Source organism: Pseudomonas pohangensis (assembly GCF_900105995.1).
Lineage (GTDB): Bacteria > Pseudomonadota > Gammaproteobacteria > Pseudomonadales > Pseudomonadaceae > Aquipseudomonas > Aquipseudomonas pohangensis.
On sequence record NZ_LT629785.1, the window covers coordinates 2,808,837 to 2,831,216 of the forward strand.

A 22,380-nucleotide genomic window follows, 5' to 3' on the forward strand; every position below is an offset into this window, starting at 1 on the left:
ATTCAAAGCGCTATTCCCGCCCTTCCCGCAAGGCTAACAGGAGCTCTCAGCCATCATGAGCAAGCGCGATATTGCATGGTCAATGATCGGCATCGGGGCGGTGATCTTTTCCTGCTGGCTGCTGTACAACGAAGTTCGCAACATCTCCCTGGCCGAAATTGCCGATAGCCTGAGGGCCATATCACTCGGCAACTGGTTCTTCGCCGCGATTGCCACCCTGGGCGCCTATATCGCGCTGGCCTGTTATGACCGCATTGCCCTGGATCATCTGGGCAAGAAAATCTCCTGGTGGTTCATCACCTTCTGCTCGTTCACCACCTATGCCCTGGCCCACAACATCGGCGCATCGGTGTTTTCCGGCGCACTGGTGCGCTATCGGGCTTATCGCAGCAAAGGCCTGACGCCCCATGAAATCGGCGTGGTGATTCTCTTCTGTTCCTTCACTTTTGCCCTGGGCACCATGCTCGCCGGTGGCGTGGTGCTACTGCTCAAGCCCGAACTGATCCAGCGCGTGGCCGATGTCACACCATGGCTCTCGGTACTCATCGGGCTGGGCCTGCTGTCGCTGGTGGGCCTTTATGTGCTGGGTGCATGGCGCCACTTCAAGCCGTGGCGGCGGGGCAAACTGCATATCGAATACCCGCGGATGAAAATCGTCCGGCGTCAGCTGCTGGCCGGCCCGATGGAGCTGTTGTGTGCCGCCGCAATCATCTATTTCGCCCTGCCGGAAGCCGGCAACCCGGGCTACATGACCATTCTCGGCATCTTCCTGGCGTCCTTTTCGCTGGCATTGCTATCCCACGCCCCTGGTGGCCTTGGGGTACTGGAAGTGACTTTTCTAGCTGCCTTGCCCGAGCTGCATACTGCCGACGTGCTGGCTGCACTTATCGTATTCCGCTGCTTCTATCTGCTGCTGCCGTTTGCCATGGCGCTACTGGTCGTGCTGACCTTCGAATACCAGCAATGGACCGCCAGCAAGGCGCAGGCGCCAAAACCGCCGGCCTAATCGCCGAGAAATTGCGCCACTGCTGCTGCCGTTGCCTGCGCATCCTCTTCCTGCGGCACATGCCCCAGGCCGTCGAATACCGCCAGCTGGCTGCCCTTGATCGCCAGCTGGTACTGCTTGGCGTGCGGCAGCGGAATCAGGCCGTCGCGACCACCCCAGATGATCAATGTCGGAATGCCGATCCGGCTGACACGCGCCTGGTTCAGTGTCGGGTCGTCGCGCTGGCCGAAGCGCTGCACCAGCGCCTCGCGGTTACCGGCACGCAGGGTCAATTCGTAATAGCGATCCACCAGTTGCGGCGTCACCCGGTCCGGGTCGCCATATACATTGCGCACACTGGATTCGATCATCTGTCTGGGCAGGATTTTGCCGATCACCGGCGCCAGCGCAGGGATCCGCGCGAGACGAAATCCGATCGGTACCGAGGTCGACTGCAGCGGAAAACCGGCGGAGTCGACCAGAATCAGCCGTGCCACCCGCTGCGGATAAGCCAGTGCGGTTTCCCAGGCAATCTGCCCACCCAGACTGTTACCGGCCAGCACCACCTGGCGAATCTGCAGTTTATCCAGCAAAGCGGCCAGGAACGCCGTGTACTGCGGCATGTGGTAGTCGCCGTCGGGGAAGGGTCCGGTCAGGCCAAAGCCCGGCAGATCCAGCCGAATCACCCGGTGCTTGCCGGCCAGTGCCTGCGCCCAGCCATCCCAGGTATGCAGACTGGACGAGGTGCCGTGCAGCAACAACAGCGGAGCCGGATCATCGCGCGGGCCTTCGTCGCGCAGGTGCACCTGCATGCCCTGCACTTCGATGAACTGCGAAGGCGGCAGCGCCCAGTGCGCCTTCAGCTCGTCCAGAGGCAGATCCGGCGCCCAGGACCAGGCCAGCAAGCCCCCCGTGGCCAGCAGCAGGAGGAGCAGCAAGGCGGCACAGCACCTGGCAAGCATTTTCATCGGTAGTCCCCGGTTCAATCAGCGGTATGCGCAGCTTAGCCAGCCACCGCGGTATCCGGTAGCCGGTAGCGCCAGATGCGTTGCAGCACGCTGGCAAACTGGCTCGACAGCCGTCCGCTGTTATAGGTCTGGCCATAGCGCTGGGCGATCCGGCGTACGCTCACTGCCAGTTCGGCATAGCGATGGGCTGGCAGATCGGGGAACAGGTGATGCTCGATCTGATGACTGAGATTGCCGGTCATGAAGTGAAACAGCCGCCCTCCCTGCAAATTGCTCGAACCATGCAGCTGGCGCAGATACCAGTGGCCACGGCTTTCATTGTCCAGCACGGCAGGGCTGAACACTTCGGCATCGGCAGTGAAGTGGCCGCAGAAAATCACGCTGAAAGTCCACAGGTTGCGCAGCAGGTTAGCCAGCAGATTGCCGCAAAGTACCGCCAGCGCCGGGCCACCCAGTAGCAGCGCCAGCAGCGGGAAGAACAGGTAATCCTTGCCCCACTGGCGCAACAATTTGCCGTTGAAGGTGCGCAACAACGGCCGCAGCTCGGCGGCAGTCATTTTGCCCTTGAAGTACTGGTCCAGGCGCAGGTGCTGCACCGCTACCGAATACTGGAACAGCAGAGCCTGCAGTGTCACCCATAGTGGTTGCCAGCGATAGAACGGCTTCCAGCGCTGTTCGGGGAAAAGGCGCACCAGGCCATAGCCGACATCGTCATCCATGCCCAGGATGTTGGTGTAGGTATGGTGCACATGGTTATGCGTATGTCGCCAGAACTCCGACGGCCCGGCGATATCCCATTCGTAGCTGCGGCCATTCAATTCGGGGTCGTTCATCCAGTCGTACTGGCCGTGAATCACGTTGTGCCCCAGCTCCATGTTTTCGATGATCTTGCCCAGCCCGAGCAGCAAGGTGCCGAGCAGCCAGGTGGGTGGAAACCAGCCGAAAAACAGCAGCGCCCGGCCACCCCAGCAACATGCCCGTACCGCACTGCGTACCCGGCGAATATAGCGGGCATCGCTGGCGCCCAGCTCACCCAGTGTTTGCTGGCGCAGGGCGTCCAGTTCGGCGGCAAACGCCTGCAGTTCTGCAGCTGACAATTGTCGATCATTGCGCATGGCTTTCCCCTTAAAGATCGATTACTACGGCCGACAGCGGCACGCTGACACACAGCCGGATCGACTGCCCCGGTTCACTGCTGACCGCGCCGTTGCGCTGATCGCGCACGCTGCCGCTGAGCAACGCGCAGGTACAACTTGCGCAAATGCCCTGCCGACAGCCATGGGCCGGTCGCAGCCCTTGCGCCTCGGCCTGCTCAAGCAGGTTTTGCCGGTTGTTGCCCGTCACCTGCTGCCGGCTGCGCGCGAAGTGCAGCGCCACGCTGGTTGATGCTGCGCTATCGAACACCCGCGGTGCGCTGAAGGCCTCGTATTGCATGGAACCGTTGCGCCCGGCCGACTGCCACCACTGCCGGGCTGTCTCGATAAAGCCCTGGGGACCGCAAGCCAGCAGGCTGTCACAGGCCACAGCGTCAACCTGCGCCGGGTTGAAACGGCCAGCAGACCCGCCGCTGGCAGCTCCGGCAGCGGTCAACTGCCAGCGTACCTGCAGATTCGGATAGCGCTGCATCAGGCAGCGCAGCTCGTACTCGAAGGCCTGCTGACCCTGCTGGCGAACGTAATGCAGCAGAGTCACCGGCGCCTGATAGCCGTTGGCCAGCGCCGTACGCAACAAGCCAAACAACGCAGTGATGCCGCTCCCGGCCGCCAGCAACAGCACCCCCTCGGCCTGCTGCGGCCAGACCAGTTCGCCACTGGCCTGCGCCAGCTCGATGCGCGCACCGACCTGCAGCCCGTCCAGCAACAGCGCTGACAGCTTGCCGCCCGGCTGGCGCTTGATCGCCAGCTCGATCTCACCATTGCCACGCACTGCAGTCAGACTGTAACTGCGACTCAGGCGTGTGCCCTGATGCTGCCAGTACAGCTGCACATGCTGCCCGGCTCTCCAGTTTTTTGCGTTGCCGTTGCAGCGCAAGGTGATGGCCAGCATGTCTTCGGCAACCCAACGGCGTGACGTCACCTGCGCGTATACCCGCTGCAGGCTGAACAGCGGGTGCAGACGCTGCAACCACCAGTCCACATCTGCCGCACGCAACCAGCCATGGCTGGTCAGCCAACGCAGCGGTGCCAGACAAGGCGCCAGCAGGCGCAACAGGAACAGGGGTAGTAACTTCATGGTTTCGGATTCTCAGTGAACAGGTGTTCACACAATCGCAGGCCAGTCTATTTCAGTCAACACTTGTTCACCGAAATAGACGAATGGTATTGGTTCGACGCTGGCAAAGCGCTTTTGCTAAAGTGGCTGTCCCGTAAAGGACTCAACCCATGTCATCAGCACGCGCCGAACAGAAGCAGCAGACCCGCATGGCCCTGATGGAAGCGGCGCGCAGCCTGATGGACAGCGGTCGCGGGTTTGGCAGCCTGAGCCTGCGCGAGGTCACGCGTCTGGCCGGCATCGTGCCTACCGGCTTCTACCGGCACTTTCGCGATATGGACGAACTGGGCCTGGCGCTGGTGGCCGAGGTCGGCGAAACCTTCCGCGCCACCATCCGCGCAGTGCGCCAGAACGAATTTGAACTGGGCGGCATGATTGAGGCCAGCAGCGATATTTTCCTTGCCGCCGTCAGTGCCAATCGCGGCCAGTTCCTGTTTCTCGCCCGTGAGCAATATGGCGGCTCCCAACCCGTGCGGCAGGCGCTGGGCGCCTTGCGCCAGCGCATCACCGACGATCTGAGCAACGACCTGCAATTGATGAACCGCATGCCGGAACTGGATAAGCCCGCACTCGATGTAATTGCCGACCTGGTGGTGAAAACGGTATTCGCCACCCTGCCGGAACTGATCGACCCGCCCGCCAGTGACCTGCCGCTGCACTTGCGGCCGGAAAGCAAAATCGCCGAGCAACTGCGCTTCATCATGATTGGCGGCAAGCACTGGCGCGGCCTGAGCAAACATGCAAGCACTACCAGCAGCACCTGACCTACTACTCCGGAGAAAACATGGGCCTCTACGACCGTCACATCCTGCCGCGCATGATCGACTTCGCCTGCGGCATGGGCGCAGTGATGAAAACCCGCTCGCAGATCGTGCCGCAGGCCAGCGGCCGGGTGCTGGAAATCGGCATCGGCACCGGGCTCAACCTGAGCTTCTATGATCCTGAGAAAGTCACTGAAATCGTTGGCGTCGATCCGGCAGCCGAGATGCACGGAATGGCGCGTGAACGGGCCGCACAAATCGGCATTCCGGTACAGATCGTCGGCCTGGAACTGGGGCAGATCCAGGCGGCGGACGCCAGCTTCGACAACATCGTCTGCACCTTCACCCTGTGCACCATCCCCGATGCCGTGGCCGCACTCAGGGAAATGCGCCGGGTACTCAAGCCCGGCGGCAAGCTGCTGTTCAGTGAACACGGGCTGGCACCCGACCTGCCGGTGGTGCGCTGGCAGAACCGCCTGACCCCGATGTGGAAACCGCTGGCCGGTGGCTGCCACCTCAATCGCGATATTCCGGCATTGATCAGCTCAGGCGGCTTTACCGTTCGCGAAATCCACAGCAGCTATCTCAAAGGGCCGAAGCCGATGACCTGGGTGTCACGCGGCTGGGCCGACTGAACTTCCTACCGGGCTGAGCCTTCCTCCGGCTAGCCGTTTTCAAAGCGCCCCAGACGGCTGCGCAGCTGGCGGTTTTCCTCACGCAGCTGCTCCAGTTCATCCAGCAGCTGCAGTGCCAGGGCGATCGCCGCCCACTCCAGCTCCAGATCCTGCCTGAGGCGCAAGGCGCGTCTGGCGGTGGCCAGCGCCTGCTCGTCGAACAGCCATTGTTCGGGGCTGGCACCACGGGGCTGCAGGATGCCCTCTTCGACGATCTCGACCAGCCACGCCTGCGGCAGACTGGTGCATTGGCAAAACTCGAGCACATTCATTTGCAGATAAGTGCTGCTCATGCTGATTTACTCCACTCGCTGCGTGGGTCAAACGCGGCCTTCTGCGCCAGTTGCGACCACAGTTCACGGCTTGCTGCATCGGTCTGCGCCGGCATGACCACCTTGAACAGCGCGTACAGGTCACCGTGGCCACCCAGCTTGTTGACCAGCCCCTTGCCCTTGATCCGCAGGCGCTGACCACTCTGGGTATTGGCCGGGATGGTCAGGTTGATCTTGCCGGACAGCGTCGGCACCGTGACCTTGCAGCCCAGCGCCGCCTCCCAGGGTGCCAGTGGCACGGTGAGAATCAGGTTGTGCGCCTCCACATCGAACAGCGGATGCGGCACCAGACGGATGATCAGATACAGATCCCCATTCGGCGCGCCACCGATGCCGGGCACGCCCTGTCCCTTGAGGCGGATACGCTCGCCGTCGCCAGTGCCGGCGGGAATCTTCACGTTCAGGGTTTTATTCAGCGCCGGCAGCGGCTGGCCGTCTGCGCTGTACTGTGGAATCTGCAGGGCAACCTGCTTGGCCTGCTCCTGCAGGGTTTCTTCCAGCAGCAGGGGAAATTCCATTTCCACATCCTGTCCGCTCCGCGCGTGCGTACGACTGTGGGCGCGGCCCCGGTGGGCGTGCGCGGCGTTGCCGAAAATGGCCTCGAAGAAATCCGAGTAATCGCGAAAGGCCGGCCCTGTTGCGCGTACTGGCGCAGTTCATCGTATTCGGCGCGCTTTTCGGCGGTCTTCAGCACCTCGTAGGCTTCCGCCACTTCCTTGAACTGTTGCTCGGCGTCCTTTTCCTTGCTGACGTCCGGGTGATACTTGCGCGCCAGTTTGCGGTAGGCGCTCTTGATCGCCGCATCGTCGGCACCGGGCTCGACGCCGAGCACCTTGTAGTAATCCTTGAATTCCATCAAACCCCCTGGCTGATCCCAAGACTGTAACGCAACCCCCTGACCCGGCCAGACTAACGCAGCTGGCTGTCCTTGCTGCCCCTGCGGTTATACCCGCCGGTCGCATGTTGCCGATCCTGCTCTGCCTGACAGGCCAGGCACAGACGTACGCCCTTGATAGCCTGGCGGCGCGCCTGCGCAATCGCCGCACCGCACCCGGCACAATGGCTCAGGCTTTCGCCCCGGGGCAGCTGGCTGCGGGCGCGCGCAACCGCGTCCTGAATACTGCTGTCGATCTGTTCTTGCACTGCACCGTCCGCCGCCCAACCACTGGCCATCACACACCTCAGAGCAGGTTGTCGATAACTAAGGTATGGGTGTTGCCCTGCGGTTTTGCAAGTCCGCCAGCAAGCCGCTGCGCCACGGCAGGAAACCCGCTGGCGGTTTCAGTTGCCGCCGCTGACCACCAGCGTGACACCCAGTGCAGCGGCCAGCGAAAGCGGCAACAGCAGGGTATCGAGCAACAGACTGAACGGCAGGTCGACCGAGGGATAGGCCGGCGGCAGCGCGCCGAACCGATCCTGCGCACAACAACCATCGTGCATGGCGTACCAGTCCAGCCGGGTACCGCCATACACCAGGGGCGGATCGGTTTTTTTCGAGTTCAGCACATTCACCGTGGCACAGCCGCTGCAACTCAGCGCCAGCAGCAGGCACAGCGCACGCCGGGCGTTACTCATCAGCGCACTGGTGATGCTCGCCCCAGCGCGGCAACATGTCCTGCGGAATATTCAGGCAGTTGAGGATCCGCGCCACAACGAAATCGACCAGGTCATCGATGGTTTGTGGCTGGTGGTAGAAGCCCGGCGAGGCCGGCAGGATGGTCACGCCCAGATTGGACAGCCTGAGCATGTTCTCCAGATGGATACTGGAAAACGGTGTTTCGCGCGGCACCAGAATCAGTTGCCGGCGCTCCTTCAGCGCCACATCGGCAGCCCGTTCGATCAGGTTGTTGCAGGCCCCGCTGGCGATTGCCGACAGGGTGCCGGTGGAACAGGGCAGCACCACCATCGAGGTGGGTGCACCGGATCCGGAGGCGGCCGGCGCCATCCAGTCTTCCTTGCCGAACACGCGGATCTGCCCGGGAGCGGCACCGGTGTACTCACTGAGGAAGGCCTGCATCGCCTGCGGCTTGCCCGGCAACAGCACATCGGTCTCGGTAGCCATCACCAGTTGTGCGGCCTTGGAAATCAGGAAGTGCACCTCGCGATTTTCCTGCACCAGACAATCAAGCAGGCGCAGGCCGTACTGCGCACCGGAAGCACCGGTCATGGCCAGGGTGATGCGTTCAGGACCAGTCATTGCCATACTCCCGTAGGGTGGGCTTCAGCCCACCAAGACCAAGACTCCGCCATGGTGGGCTGAAGCCCACCCTACACATTACTGCGCCAACGCCTTGGCCAGCTTGCCATGCAGGCCGCCAAAACCGCCATTGCTCATCACTACCACCTGGGTGCCCGGAGCGGCATGCGCCTTGACTCCGGCAATGATGGTTTCCAGTGAGTCACACACTTCGGTCGGATTACCGGCACAAGCCACAGTGGCGGCCAGATCCCAACCCAGATTGGCCGGCGCATACCAGTAGACCCGATCTGCCTGCTGTGCGGACGCCGGCAAACCGTCACGGTGCGCTCCCAGCTTCATCGAATTCGAACGTGGTTCGATCACCGCGATAATCTGCGCGTCACCAACCTGCTTGCGCAGACCGTCGAGGGTGGTGGCAATCGCTGTCGGGTGGTGGGCGAAGTCATCATAGATGGTTACACCCGCCACTTCGGCAACCTTTTCCATACGCCGTTTGACGCTGTGGAACTGGCTCAATGCGGCAATACCCAGCTCCGGCAGCACACCGACATGGCGCGCCGCCGCCAGCGTCACCAGCGCATTGGCCACACTGTGCTGGCCGGTCAGACTCCAGCGCACTTCGCCCTGCTCGACACCGTCGAACAACACGGCAAACTGCGAGCCGTCCTCACTTATCAGGCGTGCCTGCCACTGACCACCTTCGCCGGTAGTTTGCACCGGTGTCCAGCAACCCATAGCTACCACGCGCTGCAAGGCCTGCTCGTCCGCCGGATAGATCACCAGCCCCTCGCCCGGCACGGTGCGCAACAGATGGTGGAACTGCCGCTCGATGGCCGCCAGATCCGGGAAGATATCCGCGTGGTCAAACTCCAGATTGTTCAATACCGCGGTGCGCGGGCGGTAATGCACGAACTTGCTGCGCTTGTCGAAGAAGGCGCTGTCGTATTCATCGGCCTCGACCACAAAGAACGGCGTGTCACCCAGCCGCGCAGAGATGCCGAAATTCTGCGGCACCCCGCCGATCAGGAAGCCCGGGCTCATGCCGGCATGCTCGAGCACCCAGGCCAGCATGCTGCTGGTGGTGGTCTTGCCATGGGTACCGGCCACCGCCAGTACCCAGCGGCCCTGCAGCACATGGTCAGCCAGCCATTGTGGACCGGAGACATACGGCAGGCCCTGATTGAGCACGTACTCCACCGCCGGATTGCCGCGCGACAAGGCATTGCCGATCACCACCAGATCCGGTGCCGGTTGCAGATGCTCCGGCGCGTAGCCCTGCATCAGTTCGATACCCTGGGCTTGCAGCTGGGTGCTCATGGGTGGATAGACATTGGCATCGGAGCCGGTAACGCGATGACCGAGCTCCTTGGCCAGCACCGCCAGCGAACCCATGAAGGTGCCGCAAATGCCGAGAACATGGATATGCATGAATGACCTCAAAAACGCGCCCAAAAAAGCGCTACAGACAAGCTGCGGCAGGTTAGCACAAGCACCCGCGCTGCCACCAAGACGATCAGCGACTGCCGGCAGCACACCGGCACAAGCAAAAGTCCAATGGGCAGCGTAGCGACTTGCAGCCATGCTGCTAAGGTTAATCCGTTCAAAGTCGCACTGTGGAGCTGAACTTCAGTCTGCTGCACAGACTCGAATACCTACCACCCGGACCACGTGAGGAAAGCATCATGCGTTATGCCCAACCCGGAACACCGGATGCCGTCGTATCCTTCAAGTCACGCTATGGCAACTACATTGGCGGCAACTTCGTTGCCCCGGTCAAAGGTCAGTATTTCAACAATACTTCGCCGGTCAACGGCCAGTTGATTGCCGAATTCCCCCGCTCCAGCGCCGAAGACATTGAACTGGCGCTGGATGCCGCCCACGCAGCCGCCGATGCCTGGGGCAAGACCCCGGCGCAGGATCGCGCGCTGGTGCTGCTGAAGATTGCCGACCGCATCGAAGCCAATCTGGAACTGCTCGCCGTCACCGAAACCTGGGACAACGGCAAGGCCGTGCGCGAAACCCTGAACGCCGACGTGCCGCTGGCTGCCGATCACTTCCGCTACTTTGCCGGCTGCATCCGTGCCCAGGAAGGCAGCGCCGCCGAGATCAACGAACACACCGCCGCCTACCACTTCCACGAACCGCTCGGCGTGGTCGGCCAGATCATCCCGTGGAACTTCCCGCTGCTGATGGCTGCCTGGAAACTGGCCCCGGCGCTGGCAGCCGGCAACTGCGTGGTACTCAAGCCCGCCGAGCAGACGCCGCTGTCGATCACCGTGTTCGCCGAACTGATCAATGACCTGCTGCCACCCGGCGTGCTGAACATCGTGCAGGGCTTTGGCCGCGAAGCCGGCGAGGCCCTGGCCACCAGCAAGCGCATTGCCAAGATCGCCTTCACCGGTTCCACCCCGGTCGGCTCGCACATCCTCAAGTGCGCGGCGGAGAACATCATCCCCAGCACCGTGGAACTGGGCGGCAAGTCGCCGAACATCTTCTTCGAAGACATCATGCAGGCCGAGCCGAGCTTCATCGAGAAGGCCGCCGAAGGTCTGGTACTGGCCTTCTTCAATCAGGGCGAAGTCTGCACCTGCCCGTCCCGTGCGCTGGTGCAGGAATCTATCTATCCGGCGTTCATGGCCGAGGTAATGAAAAAAGTTGCCAAGATCAAGCGCGGCGACCCGTTGGACACCGACACCATGGTCGGCGCCCAGGCCTCCGAACAGCAATTCGACAAGATCCTCGGTTATCTGGAAATCGCCAAACAGGAAGGTGCCGAACTGCTCACCGGCGGCGCCATCGAAAAGCTCGAAGGCAATCTGGCCACGGGGTATTACATCCAGCCGACCCTGCTCAAGGGCAACAACAGGATGCGCGTATTCCAGGAGGAAATCTTCGGCCCGGTGGTCAGCATCACCACCTTCAAGGACGAAGCCGAAGCGCTGGCAATCGCCAATGACACCGAGTTCGGCCTCGGCGCCGGCGTCTGGACCCGCGACATCAACCGTGCCTACCGTATGGGCCGGGCGATCAAGGCCGGACGGGTGTGGACCAACTGCTACCACCTGTATCCGGCGCATGCCGCATTCGGTGGCTACAAGAAATCCGGGGTCGGCCGCGAAACCCACAAAATGATGCTCGACCACTACCAGCAGACCAAGAACCTGCTGGTCAGCTATGACATCAACCCGCTCGGCTTTTTCTGAAGCCTCCGGCGCGCCGGCCTGACCGTGCGCGCCAACACCCATACAGAAGTTGCCCGGCATACCGGCAGTCGACCAATGGCTATAGCGCATTCAGTGGCCAGCTTCCGGCAATGCCCCTATAATCGCGTCCACTTTTCTCGCATCTGGCTGATGCACTCAGCCTCCTCGGAGTAAAAACCATGAGCTATAGCAAGATTCCGGCTGGCAAAGACCTGCCAAACGATATCTACGTCGCCATCGAGATCCCGGCCAACCACCAGCCGATCAAGTACGAAATCGATCACGATACCGACTGCCTGATGGTCGACCGCTTCATGGCCACACCGATGTTCTACCCGGCCAACTACGGCTTCATCCCGCACACCCTGGCCGACGACGGTGATCCGCTCGACGTGCTGGTAGTCACCCCCTACCCGGTAGCTCCCGGCTCGGTAATCCGTGCCCGCCCGATCGGCGTGCTGCACATGACCGACGAAGCCGGCGGCGACGCCAAACTGATCGCCGTACCGCATGACAAGCTCAGCCAGCTGTATGTGGACGTCAAGGAATACACCGACCTGCCGCCATTGCTGCTCGAGCAGATCAAGCACTTCTTCGAGCACTACAAGGATCTGGAGAAGGGCAAGTGGGTAAAAGTTGAAGGCTGGGGCAACGCTGACGCCGCCCGTGCCGAAATCACCAAATCGGTTGCGGCCTACCAGAAGTAAGCCAAGACCAAAACCTGAAGCCGGCCCACAAGGCCGGCTTTTTATTGCTTACGAGTTAACAACTGTAAAATATCATTTGCCATAGCGCGCATAATGCGCTCACGTGAATAAGTTTCAACAAAAGAAGTTCGCTCAACACTCTCCATACATAATCCATTCAAACATTGCACTGCTTGCAAAGCGTCACAAGGCGTGAATGTTACAGCGTTAGATATTTCTCTATCTATAAACTCAGCAGCATACCCGCCAACACCTGCCCAGATAGGTTTCCCAGTAGCAGCATACTCAAATAGCTTCGAAGGTAGCACTCGCTCAAAAGCTTTTAATGTATTTAAGTGCAGAAAAAGAATATCCGCGTCCCGATACATGCGAACTAATTGACATCTTGCTACTGGAGAAATAATTTCAACATTATCCAAACCGTTGACCAAAACAGCTTCCTGTAAAGCCTCTAACTGCCCGCCCGCACCTACGATTCGAAAGTAAGCGCGCCCCTTTAGCTGCTTAGCCAGCTCAGGTACGATCAAATGAAGGCCTTGCCCATCACCAACATTCCCTGCGTAAAAAATCTGAAGAGGGCTAGGCGAGTCATTACTTCGCAAGGCTTTTAATGGGAGGTTTACAAACTTAGCATCAACACCGTTCGAGTGAATTGAAAAGCACTGTTCAGGGTACTTTGGCTTAAAGTAATTTAAAAACCCTTTACTAACTAGATTCACTTTGTCTGCTCGACTAACAGTCCAACGCTCTAAAGCACTGAAGAATGCAGTGAAAATATTAGACAGTGGTGATTCAAATAACCCGCTAATGCTCTCAACAAAAATATCACGTATATCAAGATAAAGTTTTGCGCCCTGCCTATAAGCTATCAATCGTCCCAGCGCAGCCGTCATCAATCGAGACGACGTAGCCACCACCAAATCATATTCCGCCTCAGACGCTAGACGACTTGCTTTACGTGCATAGCGAATGAATGCTACTGCTTGATTAAAAAAACCATTTCGATATTTCGGCAAAGAAATTCGACGTATCCATAGCCCGTCCCCAGCCTCAATAGAACTCGTTTTATCTGCGTGCTGCTGATAGCGATTTGGCTGCGTCGTCAGCACATCTATATGCAAATTTGACCCGCCAACTTCCTGCAATGCTTTAACTAGCGCAGAAGCGCGAAATGAACCCGCGGCTAAATCCGGAGGATAAAAAAATGTAAGGACAAGTATGCGCCGAATCATAAAAGTAAGATCCCACCAGAACCGAATAGTTTTTAGATCAAAACGGCAATCACATTTAACGCTTTAGCGCAACGCAGAACCAATTACTCCTTATATTCCATGTGACTGAATCAGGCCTGCCATAAGCTAATCCACCATGCCACACTAAAAACACCAAATCACCTCAAAATCTGATCATATAATCCAATCAACACAAACTCCTGCGACTCCCAACTGAGTGCGGCAGCTGCCTGCTGCGCACGGGCAGAGTAATACCTGCGCTCGGTTTCATCTACTACCAACTCTCGCAATGCTGCTTCTAGCGCTTCACAATTCCCGGCAGGCACTAAAATACCCAAGTCATGGGTACGTAGAACACGACGAATTTCCGGAAAAGCTGAAGCCACGACCGGCAATCTTGCCTGAACATACTCAAACAGCTTATTTGAGTCAGTGGTAAAATGATTAAAGCAGGTATTCTCGATGGGTTGCACACCAATGTCAGCTGAAGCGGAGTATTCCGGCAGGTCCGCAAGGCTGACTGTTGGTATAAACAGAACGCGATGTGCGAGTTCTAGCTCATCGGCCAGCTTCCTCAGTGGCGCCTCAAGACGGCCACCCCCAATAAAAACGAAATAGGCACCGGGAACATTCGCAGCTACCCGCACTAACCGTTCCAGCCCACGGCCCTGTTGCAAGCCACCTTGGTACACCACAACAGGCCAAGGTTCGTGCAACCCCAGCTCATCTTTAATGCGTTGCGAGCGGGCAACGTGGGATAACCGCGGCCGGTTCTGCAACACTACCGGCCGTGCTATGCCATAGGCTCTAGCAAAGAATTTAGCGCGCATATCAGTTGTAGTGATGCAGCCATGCGCCCTGGGCATCAGAAACCGTTCAACACAAGAGACCAAGGTACGAACACCGGTGTAACCTTCCCGACTGGAGCTGATCTCGTGAGCGTCATAAACTAGCTTGGCACGACTCACCTTCGCAGCTAGCCACGCGGTAGGCAAGGTATTCACATCATGGGCATGAATCACATCTGCCCGAGAGAAAGCTAAGCGTCGGAACATCGAAAGATGAGCCCAAACACGGGACAACACTTGAACCACCAACGACTGTCGCTGAGCGTCTGCTACGGATTGACCTGACTTATTTTTAAAAGGACTCAAGGACACTCGACGCACCTCGATACCATCATCCAAATACTCTTTCTGAGCCGTTTTACCCGGCACATGCACCGCATGCACGACGACGCTGTAGCCTACCGCCTGAAGCGTTTGAGCCTCTTTTAACACCCGAGCATCATTGCAGAAGTCATTCCATACCAACATATGCACAGAAAAACGTCTAGATTGGACCGTGTTGCCCATAAATTATCTATCCAATTAAACATGAACGACCGGCGTGGTCGACGGTAACTATAGGTGCGGCTTGAGAGCACAAGACACGCCTGAAACGGGGCCAGATCTGTGATGCGCAAAACATCGAGAATCAATCAAACAAATCTAAAGTGTCCAAACTAGACAGCCCGAACTACAAAGACAACGAAAGCGAAATACGTTGAATGATTAGATCTACGCATTCATCAGTGCTCAAACACGAAGTGTCGACTCGTCAGTCTGGCGCCACAGGCACCTCATAAGTCATATCAACGCCAGTGAAATCCACCAACTTTCCAGCTCTAGCCTTCGCATAAAGGCCCTTCACATCGCGCCGCTCGCACTCAGCAAGAGACGTGGAAACGTGAACCTCAAGAAACCTATCTTCCCCAATAATTTGTTTAGCTATTTCTCGATCACGAAAAAAAGGTGAGATCAGGGAGCAAATCGATACGAGCCCAGCATTATTTAACAGTTTGGCGACTTCAGCGACACGACGGATATTTTCACTGCGTGCGCCTGCTGAAAAATCTAGTTCAGCACACAACCCATGCCTGACATTGTCGCCATCAAGAACAAAAGCAGCGTGCTTATCCGCGACCAAGCGTTGCTCTAGCGCGAAGGCGAGAGTTGACTTACCTGCACCGCTCAACCCGGTGAACCAAATGGTCATAGGCCGCTGCTGCTGTAGCCGGCAGCGCTCATCAAATGACAGATCACTGCCATGCCAACGTATATTACTCGACACTCCTCACCTCACCCTGATGCATTATGCTTGGTCTGCCACTGCTCTAATGCAGCGTTAAAGTCCCCTTGGGCGCCAACTCGCTCCCAGAGCTCGGCAAAATCAGACGACGCACGCTCAAGCGCAAAATTCATCTTGTGAGTTTTGTTCCTGAGGAATAACTGAATATTCGAGTTGACCGTCTCACAGTAATCCACGCAAAAGTCCAGATGTTCAACATCTGCACTTTTCTTGGCCGCCCCCATAAGAATTGCACTCTTATAGGCGTTCATGATCCCTGCGTCATAACGCTTCAAAAATGAACGCGCGGCGGCCATTTTGTCGCGCGCGAGATGCACATAAAACGCATCATCTCCGTAAGCTTTGTCGAGCCGCCCAAGCACCCATGAAAGGCGATTATCCGCCTCGATATGGCCCGGAGGATAAGCAAAACGGGCAGCCCCAACCGCATGACTAAGACTTTCATGTGCGGAGGAGTAATTAGTTATATGGCGGGATGCCTCAATAAAGGTTACAGACCCGCAACGCCCAGTACACAACACAAATACATTACGCAACGTCCACCTCTCTGTACCCAAAATTATCATTGTAAACTTTCAGCATAGGACGCATTAATCCCGGGAAAAAGCTCCACAGCACCCCGGTAATCCTGCTGTTTACAACGCGTTTCAAACGCAAAAAGAAGCGCCACGAGCTTTAACTGCGCAAGCTTAACCTGGGTCATATCCGAACGCTGAGTAACCGCCGAAGCGTGTGCCTCAGGCAGTAACTTCATAGCCCGGTCATCTACAGGCCAGCCGCTGCCCACAGGCTCAAGTGACCACCGTCCCCAGTGGCATAAATAAGCTCGTTCTTCATCATCGAGCATCACCAGCCCGCGGCGAATATCAGGATTTACGTAAACCATCGGCAGACCGCTGATCATTTCTCGAATTGAATCGAAGCTTTGCTCAAAGCAACTCAACGCTTCGAATTGAGCAGGAGTGTCCAAAATACAGCGTAGGCGTTTTAGCACATCCCGTTCTACACGCTGATCGAGGCTTGGCTTTGAGCGTCGATAAAGTGCTTTCAATTGCGAGCTTGGCTCACAGGCGAGCAACGCACTGCGTACTAAATCGCAACTAACAACCCACTTCTTGCTTAAGTCTTGCTGGGCATTACCCAAAGCAAAAACGTGGCAATGAAACTGATTTCTGACATCCGTAACACCCACAAGCTCGAGGCTCGGCAAGCCCGCTTGGTCGATAAGCAATGAAGCTTCATGCGTGGCTACCACACTACGGTTATGCTCAAAGAGCTTAACCATAAAACAGCATTCCTCATCGCCCTCAGCAGCGCTAACGCGATAAGCAACGACGTCGACCACTCCCAACTGCAGCCAAATCGACGCTTTAATCTGCAAAGTGCGACCTGTCACTTCAGTCAATGCTTGAGCCAACCACTGATCACGCGAAGCGGGCTCAACCAGAGACCAAAGGCCCTCAATTCCATGCCGCGGAGCATCAATCAAGCGATGACCATGGAAAAATAAGGCCGACAGTTGTCGACGTTTATCAACCAGCGCAATAAGGGCATTGACAACGTTAACAACGTGTTTAAACAACTGCCTCAGCAACAGTAAACAGAGAACAGCAATCAGCACACTGGTTTCTCCAATCCATAGAAAAGACCCGACTAAGACAGCGAAGCACACCAGAAAACCAAGCCCAGAAAGAAGCGATACAGCGCGCCCCTTCCCCCCGCTAGCCCAATGCACCTCAAAGCCTTTGCTGTAGGCTGCGAACGACAGATAGCTTGCAACAGCGAGCGCTATGTAAAGGACAAATGTCACCGCTAAGAATGGGCTTAACCAAGCCAGTACAGGAACAAACACCCCCAGAAAAACAAGGCTGGCTAAGCCACGAGAAAAACGTTGATACGCTTTTGCAGCGATTTCCTCTTGGTTCTCAAAAAGCACCATTTTACGACTGCGCAAAAGCAATTTGCTCGAACCAGCAGTCACAAAGTTCCCAATCAGTTGCTCAAACAACAGGTGCAATAGGAACATCATCACCGCCATGCTACTTAGCGCGATGATCAATGTTTGCCGTTCAAAAACTCTTAGCTGTTCGGGGAAGTAGTGCGGAATACCTGGAGACCCGAGTAACAAGATGACTTTTAACGGCAGTATCGATGCCAACAACAACGCCAACTGACTCACCAGCGTTGCAGTCACGCTGTATAGCGTGAACCCCGGCACCACGCTGAACAAGCGGCGACCCAGGCTCAATATCCAGCGAAGCGCAGCGCTCAAATCACTCAGCATCACAATACCTAGCGTGTTTGTGCACTGCCCGGGAGCCTGATATGGACATTAGTTGCTCACCAACTTTGCGGCCTCATTAGCCCCATTAGACTCATGAAGCGGAAAAGTCTCACCCGACTTTATTCGTGGTAATAGTTTTGAAATAGCGCCCAAGAATACGGCCTCAGAGAACTCAGCAACCACCTCGCAAGGTCCCATTTCAGAAGCAAGCGTAGCGCGCAGGGTTTGATCATCAGCCTGGGTCGCCTGATTAGGCAAAAAGATTGCTGGTAGATTAAGGCTTATAGCCTCACAGACCGAGTTGTAACCCGCAGCCAGTACAGCAAAGTCAAAGCCTGCGAAATAACGGCTGTTGGGGTAGTCGACTATTTCACGGTCAGCTTCGTCACTAGACTCAGGTTTTAGAGCAATCGGCGACTGCCCTACGACAACCTGATAACCCTGCTGACGCAGAATTCGCACTACATGAGCCTGCACACCCGCAATACCGTTGATATTACCAGCCCCCAACTGCACGTAGACACGCGGCCGCCCCGGATCAATCCGCAGTCGTGCACAGACTTCGCTAGGCGAAAGCAAATCCTGTCTATCCATACCAATAATGGGCGCAACCATAGATATACGCTCATCAGGCTGGCGCTGAAGCGCGGGGACACCAAACTCTGATGGGGCAATCACTGCGTCAAACATCGCCACGTTTTTATTCATCAGGCGCTGATCAATCGAGGCTTTGTACAGACCGCGCTTAATCCAAACATAACGCAGTGATCGATAGCGACGAATTGCACGCTGCAGACCGAGATAAGGGGCACTGCCATCAAACACCAGCGTTCCCGGACGGTGAGTTGTTAGCGCGTCAGACACGCAGCGATAGAACAGACGATTCCAGCTGACTGTTCCCACACCTGCCCCTAGCAAAGCAGCTGGCGGCACATGGTGACAAACAAAACCCTCTCGGTACACCAAGTGCACCGCAATGCTCGTCGTTAAAAAGACGATACGGGCCTCGGGTTGTTGTTTACGAAGGGCCTTAGCCACGGCAAGCGCACGACTGACATGCCCGAGGCCGGCGCCGTTAATTGGCAGGAACAAATAGGTTCCTGATTGAGGGCGCCACAGCACAGGAATCCAAGCATAGGAAACGACCCACCCCCAGCGAAGAAAACGCATGATTTGATGTTTGATAAACACTCTTCAATTCACCATTTTCAACAAACCCTTGAACTCTCCAGAGAGAGAGCGGGCAAAGGTAGCAGTAAGATGATGGCGATCACGCCAAAGAAGCACTTGCCCCTTAACAGGCAAGCACCAATCTTTACTGCAGACATTTTTAGTTATATCAAGAAGACTAACCTCTGGCTTGGACTTCATTGCCAGCATTATTGAGTCGCGCTTAAACGCTTTTGCTGTTTTAGTCGCACATTTTTGCGGAGATGCACCTGCTGTGGACATGCACTCAACAGGATTACGACTCATCCAAGGCGTATCACGGACAACAAGAACCCGGGCACCTAAGGCTTTTAGTTCGGCCCAGCGTTTTAGTAACCCGTCAGCCAATAATCGCTGGCTATCCGCTTTGTTGCGGGCACCAACAGCCCACTGGCTACTGGCCTGACTGGTGACAATCACATCGGGCTTTATCTTTGCGATTTCGGCCATAACCCGGCGATTCCATTCGTTACAAGATGAGTACTCGAGCTTGTTTTTACCAATAACCACCGGCGCCGCGTTAAAAGTGCAGGACGATTTAGTGAACGTAGTGATACGCCAAGACTTTCGGTTATCCAGCAAGCCTTGCAGGCTAGGCAACCACTGCGCGGCATGGGAATCTCCAACCAATACAACATGATGAGCCGCATTAGCCGGACCAAACTCACACGTCAAGGGCTCACTGCTAACTTGATCGACATGGCATTTCAACCCATAAACATCAGGATTATCCCGTCTTGCCTCAAGCACCGACGGCACTGTCGGTTGAGCGGGGTCGTACTCCTGACGAAGAAGCTTTCTGATATCACCCGCACTCGCAAAAACAGCACTCTGTTCCGACGTAATCTGGCTGTTAAGCACCCAAATGTAGTTAGCTGCTAGTAAAGCTAACGCAAAACTCAATGCTCCAGTGACCACAGGCTGGTTGAGACTGGCCAGTCGACGCCAACTCTTATCCCGAAACGGGTCTTCAACAAAAACTTTAGTGAGGTGCGCCAGCAACCAAGAGATCGCGAGGACCATAAGGCCGCCAGGGATGCCGAGGTCTCCATCGCTCTGCAATCGATATAGAACGACTATGGGCCAATGCCACAGATACAACGAGTATGAAATATCTCCAATGTGCTGCATTGGCCTTGAAGCCAGCAAGCCGTAGCTTGACCACCATGACTCAGAGCGCCCGGCCGCAATAACCAGAACTGCACCGACTGTGGGTAGCAAAGCCGCATAACCTGGAAATGATGTTCCCTCATCAAAACGAACACTAGCGAATCCAATTGCGAGCAATCCGATCCATCCATACACAGGAGCCAGCGCCATACGTGCTGCCTGGTAGCGCGGTAACAGCACAGCCAACAGACCGCCTATAGCCAACTCCCAAGCCCGAGTTGTGGTGGCGAAATAAGCTAAGCCCGGATTGGCCTCAGTCAGATAGACGGAGTAAGCCAATGAGGTAGCAGCTATAAGCGCAATAATCACCCCAAAAACTAGGCTAGGACGTCGCCGCGCGGCCTTAAAAATGCCAGTGACCACCAAAAAGAATAGTGGCCAAATGATGTAGTATTGCTCCTCTACCGAGAGCGACCAGTAATGCCGCAATAGGCTTAAGGCATTATCTTGAGCTAAATAATCAACCGCTTGCCCTGCTAACCACCAGTTTTGTACATAAAAAGTGCTGGCCAAAACTTCCTTAGCAGTATCTGCCCACTGAACTTTAGGCAACATTGTCACTGCGCTTGCAACAGCCACAATCACAAGTGTCGAGGCGGGCAACAAGCGGCGGACGCGCCGCGCATAGAAATCTAGCAACGATATAGTACCACTGCGCCGTGCCTCTCTCAGTAATAGCCCTGTAATCAGGTAGCCCGATATGACAAAAAACACATCCACACCAACGTAGCCGCCCGTAAGCGCAGATGGCCATACATGGAAGATCAGTACAAGCAGGACAGCAACTGCGCGCAACCCTTGTATTTCAAGCTTTAGACTACTCACACGCCAATCCTAAATGATAAAAAAAACAATACTATCAAATAGCTTTGTGCTCTTCTGAAGCCTCAATCGCAACAATTAAAAACTTGAATTGACTGACCGAGCAAACCCTGCCATCAAAAATACTTAACTTAAACTAGTTTTTTCAGAAACACGAAATATCACTACGAACTTCTAAGCACACATGAAAAAATTTAAAAACACTCACAGAACAGCAAGTCAAACACGAAATTCCTTCATTCGAAAAAGGCAAATGCATAGTCAATCATCTTTACCGAACAGGTCTCGTGTATAGACCTTTTCGGCCACGTCCTGGAGCAAGTCAGACATACGATTACTTATAATCACATCAGAATCTTTTTTGAACTGCTCAAGGTCACTCTCAACCCTTGAGTGGAAGAAATCAGATTGATTAAGCGCTGGCTCGTAGATAATCACCTCTATACCTTTCGCTTTTATTCGCTTCATGATCCCTTGAATAGATGACGCCCTAAAATTATCAGAGCCAGACTTCATGATTAAACGGTATATGCCTACCACCTTAGGCACACGCCGAATGATGTCGTCAGCAATAAAATCCTTCCGAGTAGCGTTGGATTCGACGATGGCTTGTATAAGATTTTGCGGAACATCGCGATAGTTTGCTAGCAGTTGCTTTGTATCCTTAGGCAAGCAGTAGCCACCATAACCAAAACTAGGATTGTTGTAGTGAGTGCCGATGCGAGAATCAAGGCTTACACCCTGAATAATCTGCTCACTGTCAAGGCAGTGCGTAGCCGCGTAGGTATCGAGCTCGTTGAAAAATGAGACACGCATAGCCAAATAGGTGTTGGCAAAAAGCTTAATCGCTTCAGCCTCAGTGGCATCAGTAAAAAGAACCGGAACGTCTTTCTTGATGGCGCCTTCTTGGAGCAAACCAGCGAAAATCTTAGCCCGTTCTGAGCGCTCGCCAACCACAATGCGCGAAGGATATAGGTTGTCATAAAGGGCGCGCCCCTCTCGAAGAAACTCAGGCGAGAAGATAAGGTTTGAGGTGCCCAGTGCTTCACGTACCTTAACCGTGTACCCCACAGGGATTGTCGATTTGATGACCATTACAGCGCTTGGATTGATCGCCATTACGTCACTAATCACGGCCTCAATAGAGGACGTATTGAAGAAATTAGTTTCCGCATCGTAATCTGTAGGGGTTGCAATAATGATGTAATCTGCCCCTTCGTAAGCATCTCTCTTGTCGAGTGTCGCCCTGAAGTTCAACGATTCACCCTTTAAGTAACCTTCAATTTCGAGGTCTTGGATCGGGGACTCCTTGCGATTAATCATTGCTACCTTCTCTGGAACGATATCCAAAGCAACCACTTCATTGTGTTGCGAAAGCAATACCCCGTTCGAGAGCCCCACATATCCAGTCCCTGCAATCGCAATTTTCATG

At 55.9% G+C, this 22,380-nt stretch carries 21 protein-coding genes and 1 pseudogene; 5 read left to right on the forward strand and 17 right to left on the reverse strand.

Going from position 1 to position 22,380, the window contains the following annotated elements; all coding sequences use genetic code 11:
- Window positions 1-52 precede the first annotated feature (52 nt).
- Entirely contained in the window at window positions 53-1,006 is a 954-nt protein-coding gene (locus tag BLT89_RS13160) for a lysylphosphatidylglycerol synthase transmembrane domain-containing protein (protein WP_090196205.1), read from the forward strand.
- On the opposite strand, the gene BLT89_RS13165 is transcribed toward BLT89_RS13160, so the two are convergent.
- From BLT89_RS13165 to BLT89_RS13175, 3 genes are all read right to left on the reverse strand, one after another.
- Complete coding sequence (locus BLT89_RS13165) at window positions 1,003-1,923, reverse strand: alpha/beta fold hydrolase (protein WP_231975019.1); 921 nt, start codon at window positions 1,921-1,923, stop codon at window positions 1,003-1,005. The two genes, BLT89_RS13160 and BLT89_RS13165, sit on opposite strands and share 4 nt — an antisense overlap.
- Window positions 1,924-1,988: 65 nt before the next feature.
- Window positions 1,989-3,068: a fatty acid desaturase family protein gene (locus BLT89_RS13170; RefSeq protein ID WP_090196211.1), complete on the reverse strand. Its 1,080-nt coding sequence runs from the start codon at window positions 3,066-3,068 to the stop codon at window positions 1,989-1,991.
- 10 nt (window positions 3,069-3,078) lie between these two features.
- The gene (locus BLT89_RS13175; RefSeq protein ID WP_090196213.1) at window positions 3,079-4,185 is read right to left on the reverse strand and encodes a ferredoxin reductase; all 1,107 of its coding nucleotides are present in this window, start codon (window positions 4,183-4,185) and stop codon (window positions 3,079-3,081) included.
- Between the two features lie 149 nt (window positions 4,186-4,334).
- Here BLT89_RS13175 and BLT89_RS13180 point away from each other — a divergent pair, with 149 nt between their 5' ends.
- Both BLT89_RS13180 and BLT89_RS13185 read left to right on the forward strand, forming a co-directional pair.
- Window positions 4,335-4,988, forward strand: a complete 654-nt coding sequence (locus tag BLT89_RS13180) for a TetR family transcriptional regulator (RefSeq protein WP_090196216.1) — start codon at window positions 4,335-4,337, stop codon at window positions 4,986-4,988.
- Between the two features lie 20 nt (window positions 4,989-5,008).
- Complete coding sequence (locus BLT89_RS13185) at window positions 5,009-5,620, forward strand: class I SAM-dependent methyltransferase (RefSeq protein ID WP_090196219.1); 612 nt, start codon at window positions 5,009-5,011, stop codon at window positions 5,618-5,620.
- A 29-nt stretch (window positions 5,621-5,649) separates the two neighbouring features.
- On the opposite strand, the gene BLT89_RS13190 is transcribed toward BLT89_RS13185, so the two are convergent.
- The 6 genes and pseudogenes from BLT89_RS13190 to mpl all read right to left on the reverse strand — a co-directional run bounded on the left by BLT89_RS13190 (window position 5,650) and on the right by mpl (window position 9,619).
- Window positions 5,650-5,952: a chaperone modulator CbpM gene (locus BLT89_RS13190; protein ID WP_090196222.1), complete on the reverse strand. Its 303-nt coding sequence runs from the start codon at window positions 5,950-5,952 to the stop codon at window positions 5,650-5,652.
- Window positions 5,949-6,847, reverse strand: a pseudogene (locus BLT89_RS17945) (DnaJ C-terminal domain-containing protein). Before BLT89_RS17945 ends, BLT89_RS13190 begins: the two are co-directional and overlap by 4 nt.
- A 53-nt stretch (window positions 6,848-6,900) precedes the next feature.
- The gene (locus tag BLT89_RS13200; protein WP_090196226.1) at window positions 6,901-7,164 is read right to left on the reverse strand and encodes a DksA/TraR family C4-type zinc finger protein; all 264 of its coding nucleotides are present in this window, start codon (window positions 7,162-7,164) and stop codon (window positions 6,901-6,903) included.
- A gap of 108 nt (window positions 7,165-7,272) precedes the next feature.
- Entirely contained in the window at window positions 7,273-7,566 is a 294-nt protein-coding gene (locus BLT89_RS13205; RefSeq protein WP_090196229.1) for a YceK/YidQ family lipoprotein, read from the reverse strand.
- Complete coding sequence (ubiX, locus tag BLT89_RS13210) at window positions 7,559-8,188, reverse strand: flavin prenyltransferase UbiX (RefSeq protein ID WP_090196232.1); 630 nt, start codon at window positions 8,186-8,188, stop codon at window positions 7,559-7,561. Before ubiX ends, BLT89_RS13205 begins: the two co-directional genes overlap by 8 nt.
- Before the next feature lie 78 nt (window positions 8,189-8,266).
- Entirely contained in the window at window positions 8,267-9,619 is a 1,353-nt protein-coding gene (mpl, locus tag BLT89_RS13215; RefSeq protein ID WP_090196235.1) for a UDP-N-acetylmuramate:L-alanyl-gamma-D-glutamyl-meso-diaminopimelate ligase, read from the reverse strand.
- Window positions 9,620-9,873: 254 nt separating this feature from the next.
- Between mpl and exaC the strand changes: the two genes are divergently transcribed.
- The gene (exaC, locus tag BLT89_RS13220; protein WP_090196238.1) at window positions 9,874-11,394 is read left to right on the forward strand and encodes an acetaldehyde dehydrogenase ExaC; all 1,521 of its coding nucleotides are present in this window, start codon (window positions 9,874-9,876) and stop codon (window positions 11,392-11,394) included.
- 179 nt (window positions 11,395-11,573) lie between these two features.
- Window positions 11,574-12,101: an inorganic diphosphatase gene (gene ppa / locus BLT89_RS13225; protein ID WP_090196240.1), complete on the forward strand. Its 528-nt coding sequence runs from the start codon at window positions 11,574-11,576 to the stop codon at window positions 12,099-12,101.
- 41 nt (window positions 12,102-12,142) lie between these two features.
- Here ppa and BLT89_RS13230 read toward each other — a convergent pair whose 3' ends face one another.
- The 8 genes from BLT89_RS13230 to BLT89_RS13265 all read right to left on the reverse strand — a co-directional run bounded on the left by BLT89_RS13230 (window position 12,143) and on the right by BLT89_RS13265 (window position 22,379).
- Window positions 12,143-13,333 (reverse strand): glycosyltransferase family 4 protein, encoded by a 1,191-nt coding sequence (locus BLT89_RS13230; protein WP_090196245.1) that lies wholly within the window; start codon window positions 13,331-13,333, stop codon window positions 12,143-12,145.
- Between the two features lie 158 nt (window positions 13,334-13,491).
- Window positions 13,492-14,688 carry a glycosyltransferase family 4 protein gene (locus BLT89_RS13235; protein WP_231975020.1) on the reverse strand — a complete coding sequence of 399 codons (1,197 nt, stop codon included), beginning with the start codon at window positions 14,686-14,688 and terminating at the stop codon, window positions 13,492-13,494.
- Between the two features lie 244 nt (window positions 14,689-14,932).
- On the reverse strand, window positions 14,933-15,445 hold the full coding sequence (gene cysC, locus BLT89_RS13240; protein WP_090196248.1) for an adenylyl-sulfate kinase: 513 nt from the start codon (window positions 15,443-15,445) through the stop codon (window positions 14,933-14,935).
- A gap of 8 nt (window positions 15,446-15,453) precedes the next feature.
- The gene (locus BLT89_RS13245) at window positions 15,454-15,999 is read right to left on the reverse strand and encodes a hypothetical protein (RefSeq protein WP_197673511.1); all 546 of its coding nucleotides are present in this window, start codon (window positions 15,997-15,999) and stop codon (window positions 15,454-15,456) included.
- Between the two features lie 26 nt (window positions 16,000-16,025).
- Complete coding sequence (locus BLT89_RS13250) at window positions 16,026-17,747, reverse strand: hypothetical protein (protein ID WP_090196255.1); 1,722 nt, start codon at window positions 17,745-17,747, stop codon at window positions 16,026-16,028.
- Between the two features lie 48 nt (window positions 17,748-17,795).
- Complete coding sequence (locus BLT89_RS13255; RefSeq protein ID WP_157718874.1) at window positions 17,796-18,938, reverse strand: glycosyltransferase; 1,143 nt, start codon at window positions 18,936-18,938, stop codon at window positions 17,796-17,798.
- A 3-nt stretch (window positions 18,939-18,941) separates the two neighbouring features.
- Entirely contained in the window at window positions 18,942-20,951 is a 2,010-nt protein-coding gene (locus tag BLT89_RS13260; protein ID WP_090196260.1) for an acyltransferase family protein, read from the reverse strand.
- 258 nt (window positions 20,952-21,209) lie between these two features.
- Window positions 21,210-22,379 (reverse strand): nucleotide sugar dehydrogenase, encoded by a 1,170-nt coding sequence (locus BLT89_RS13265; protein WP_090196262.1) that lies wholly within the window; start codon window positions 22,377-22,379, stop codon window positions 21,210-21,212.
- Window position 22,380 lies beyond the last annotated feature (1 nt).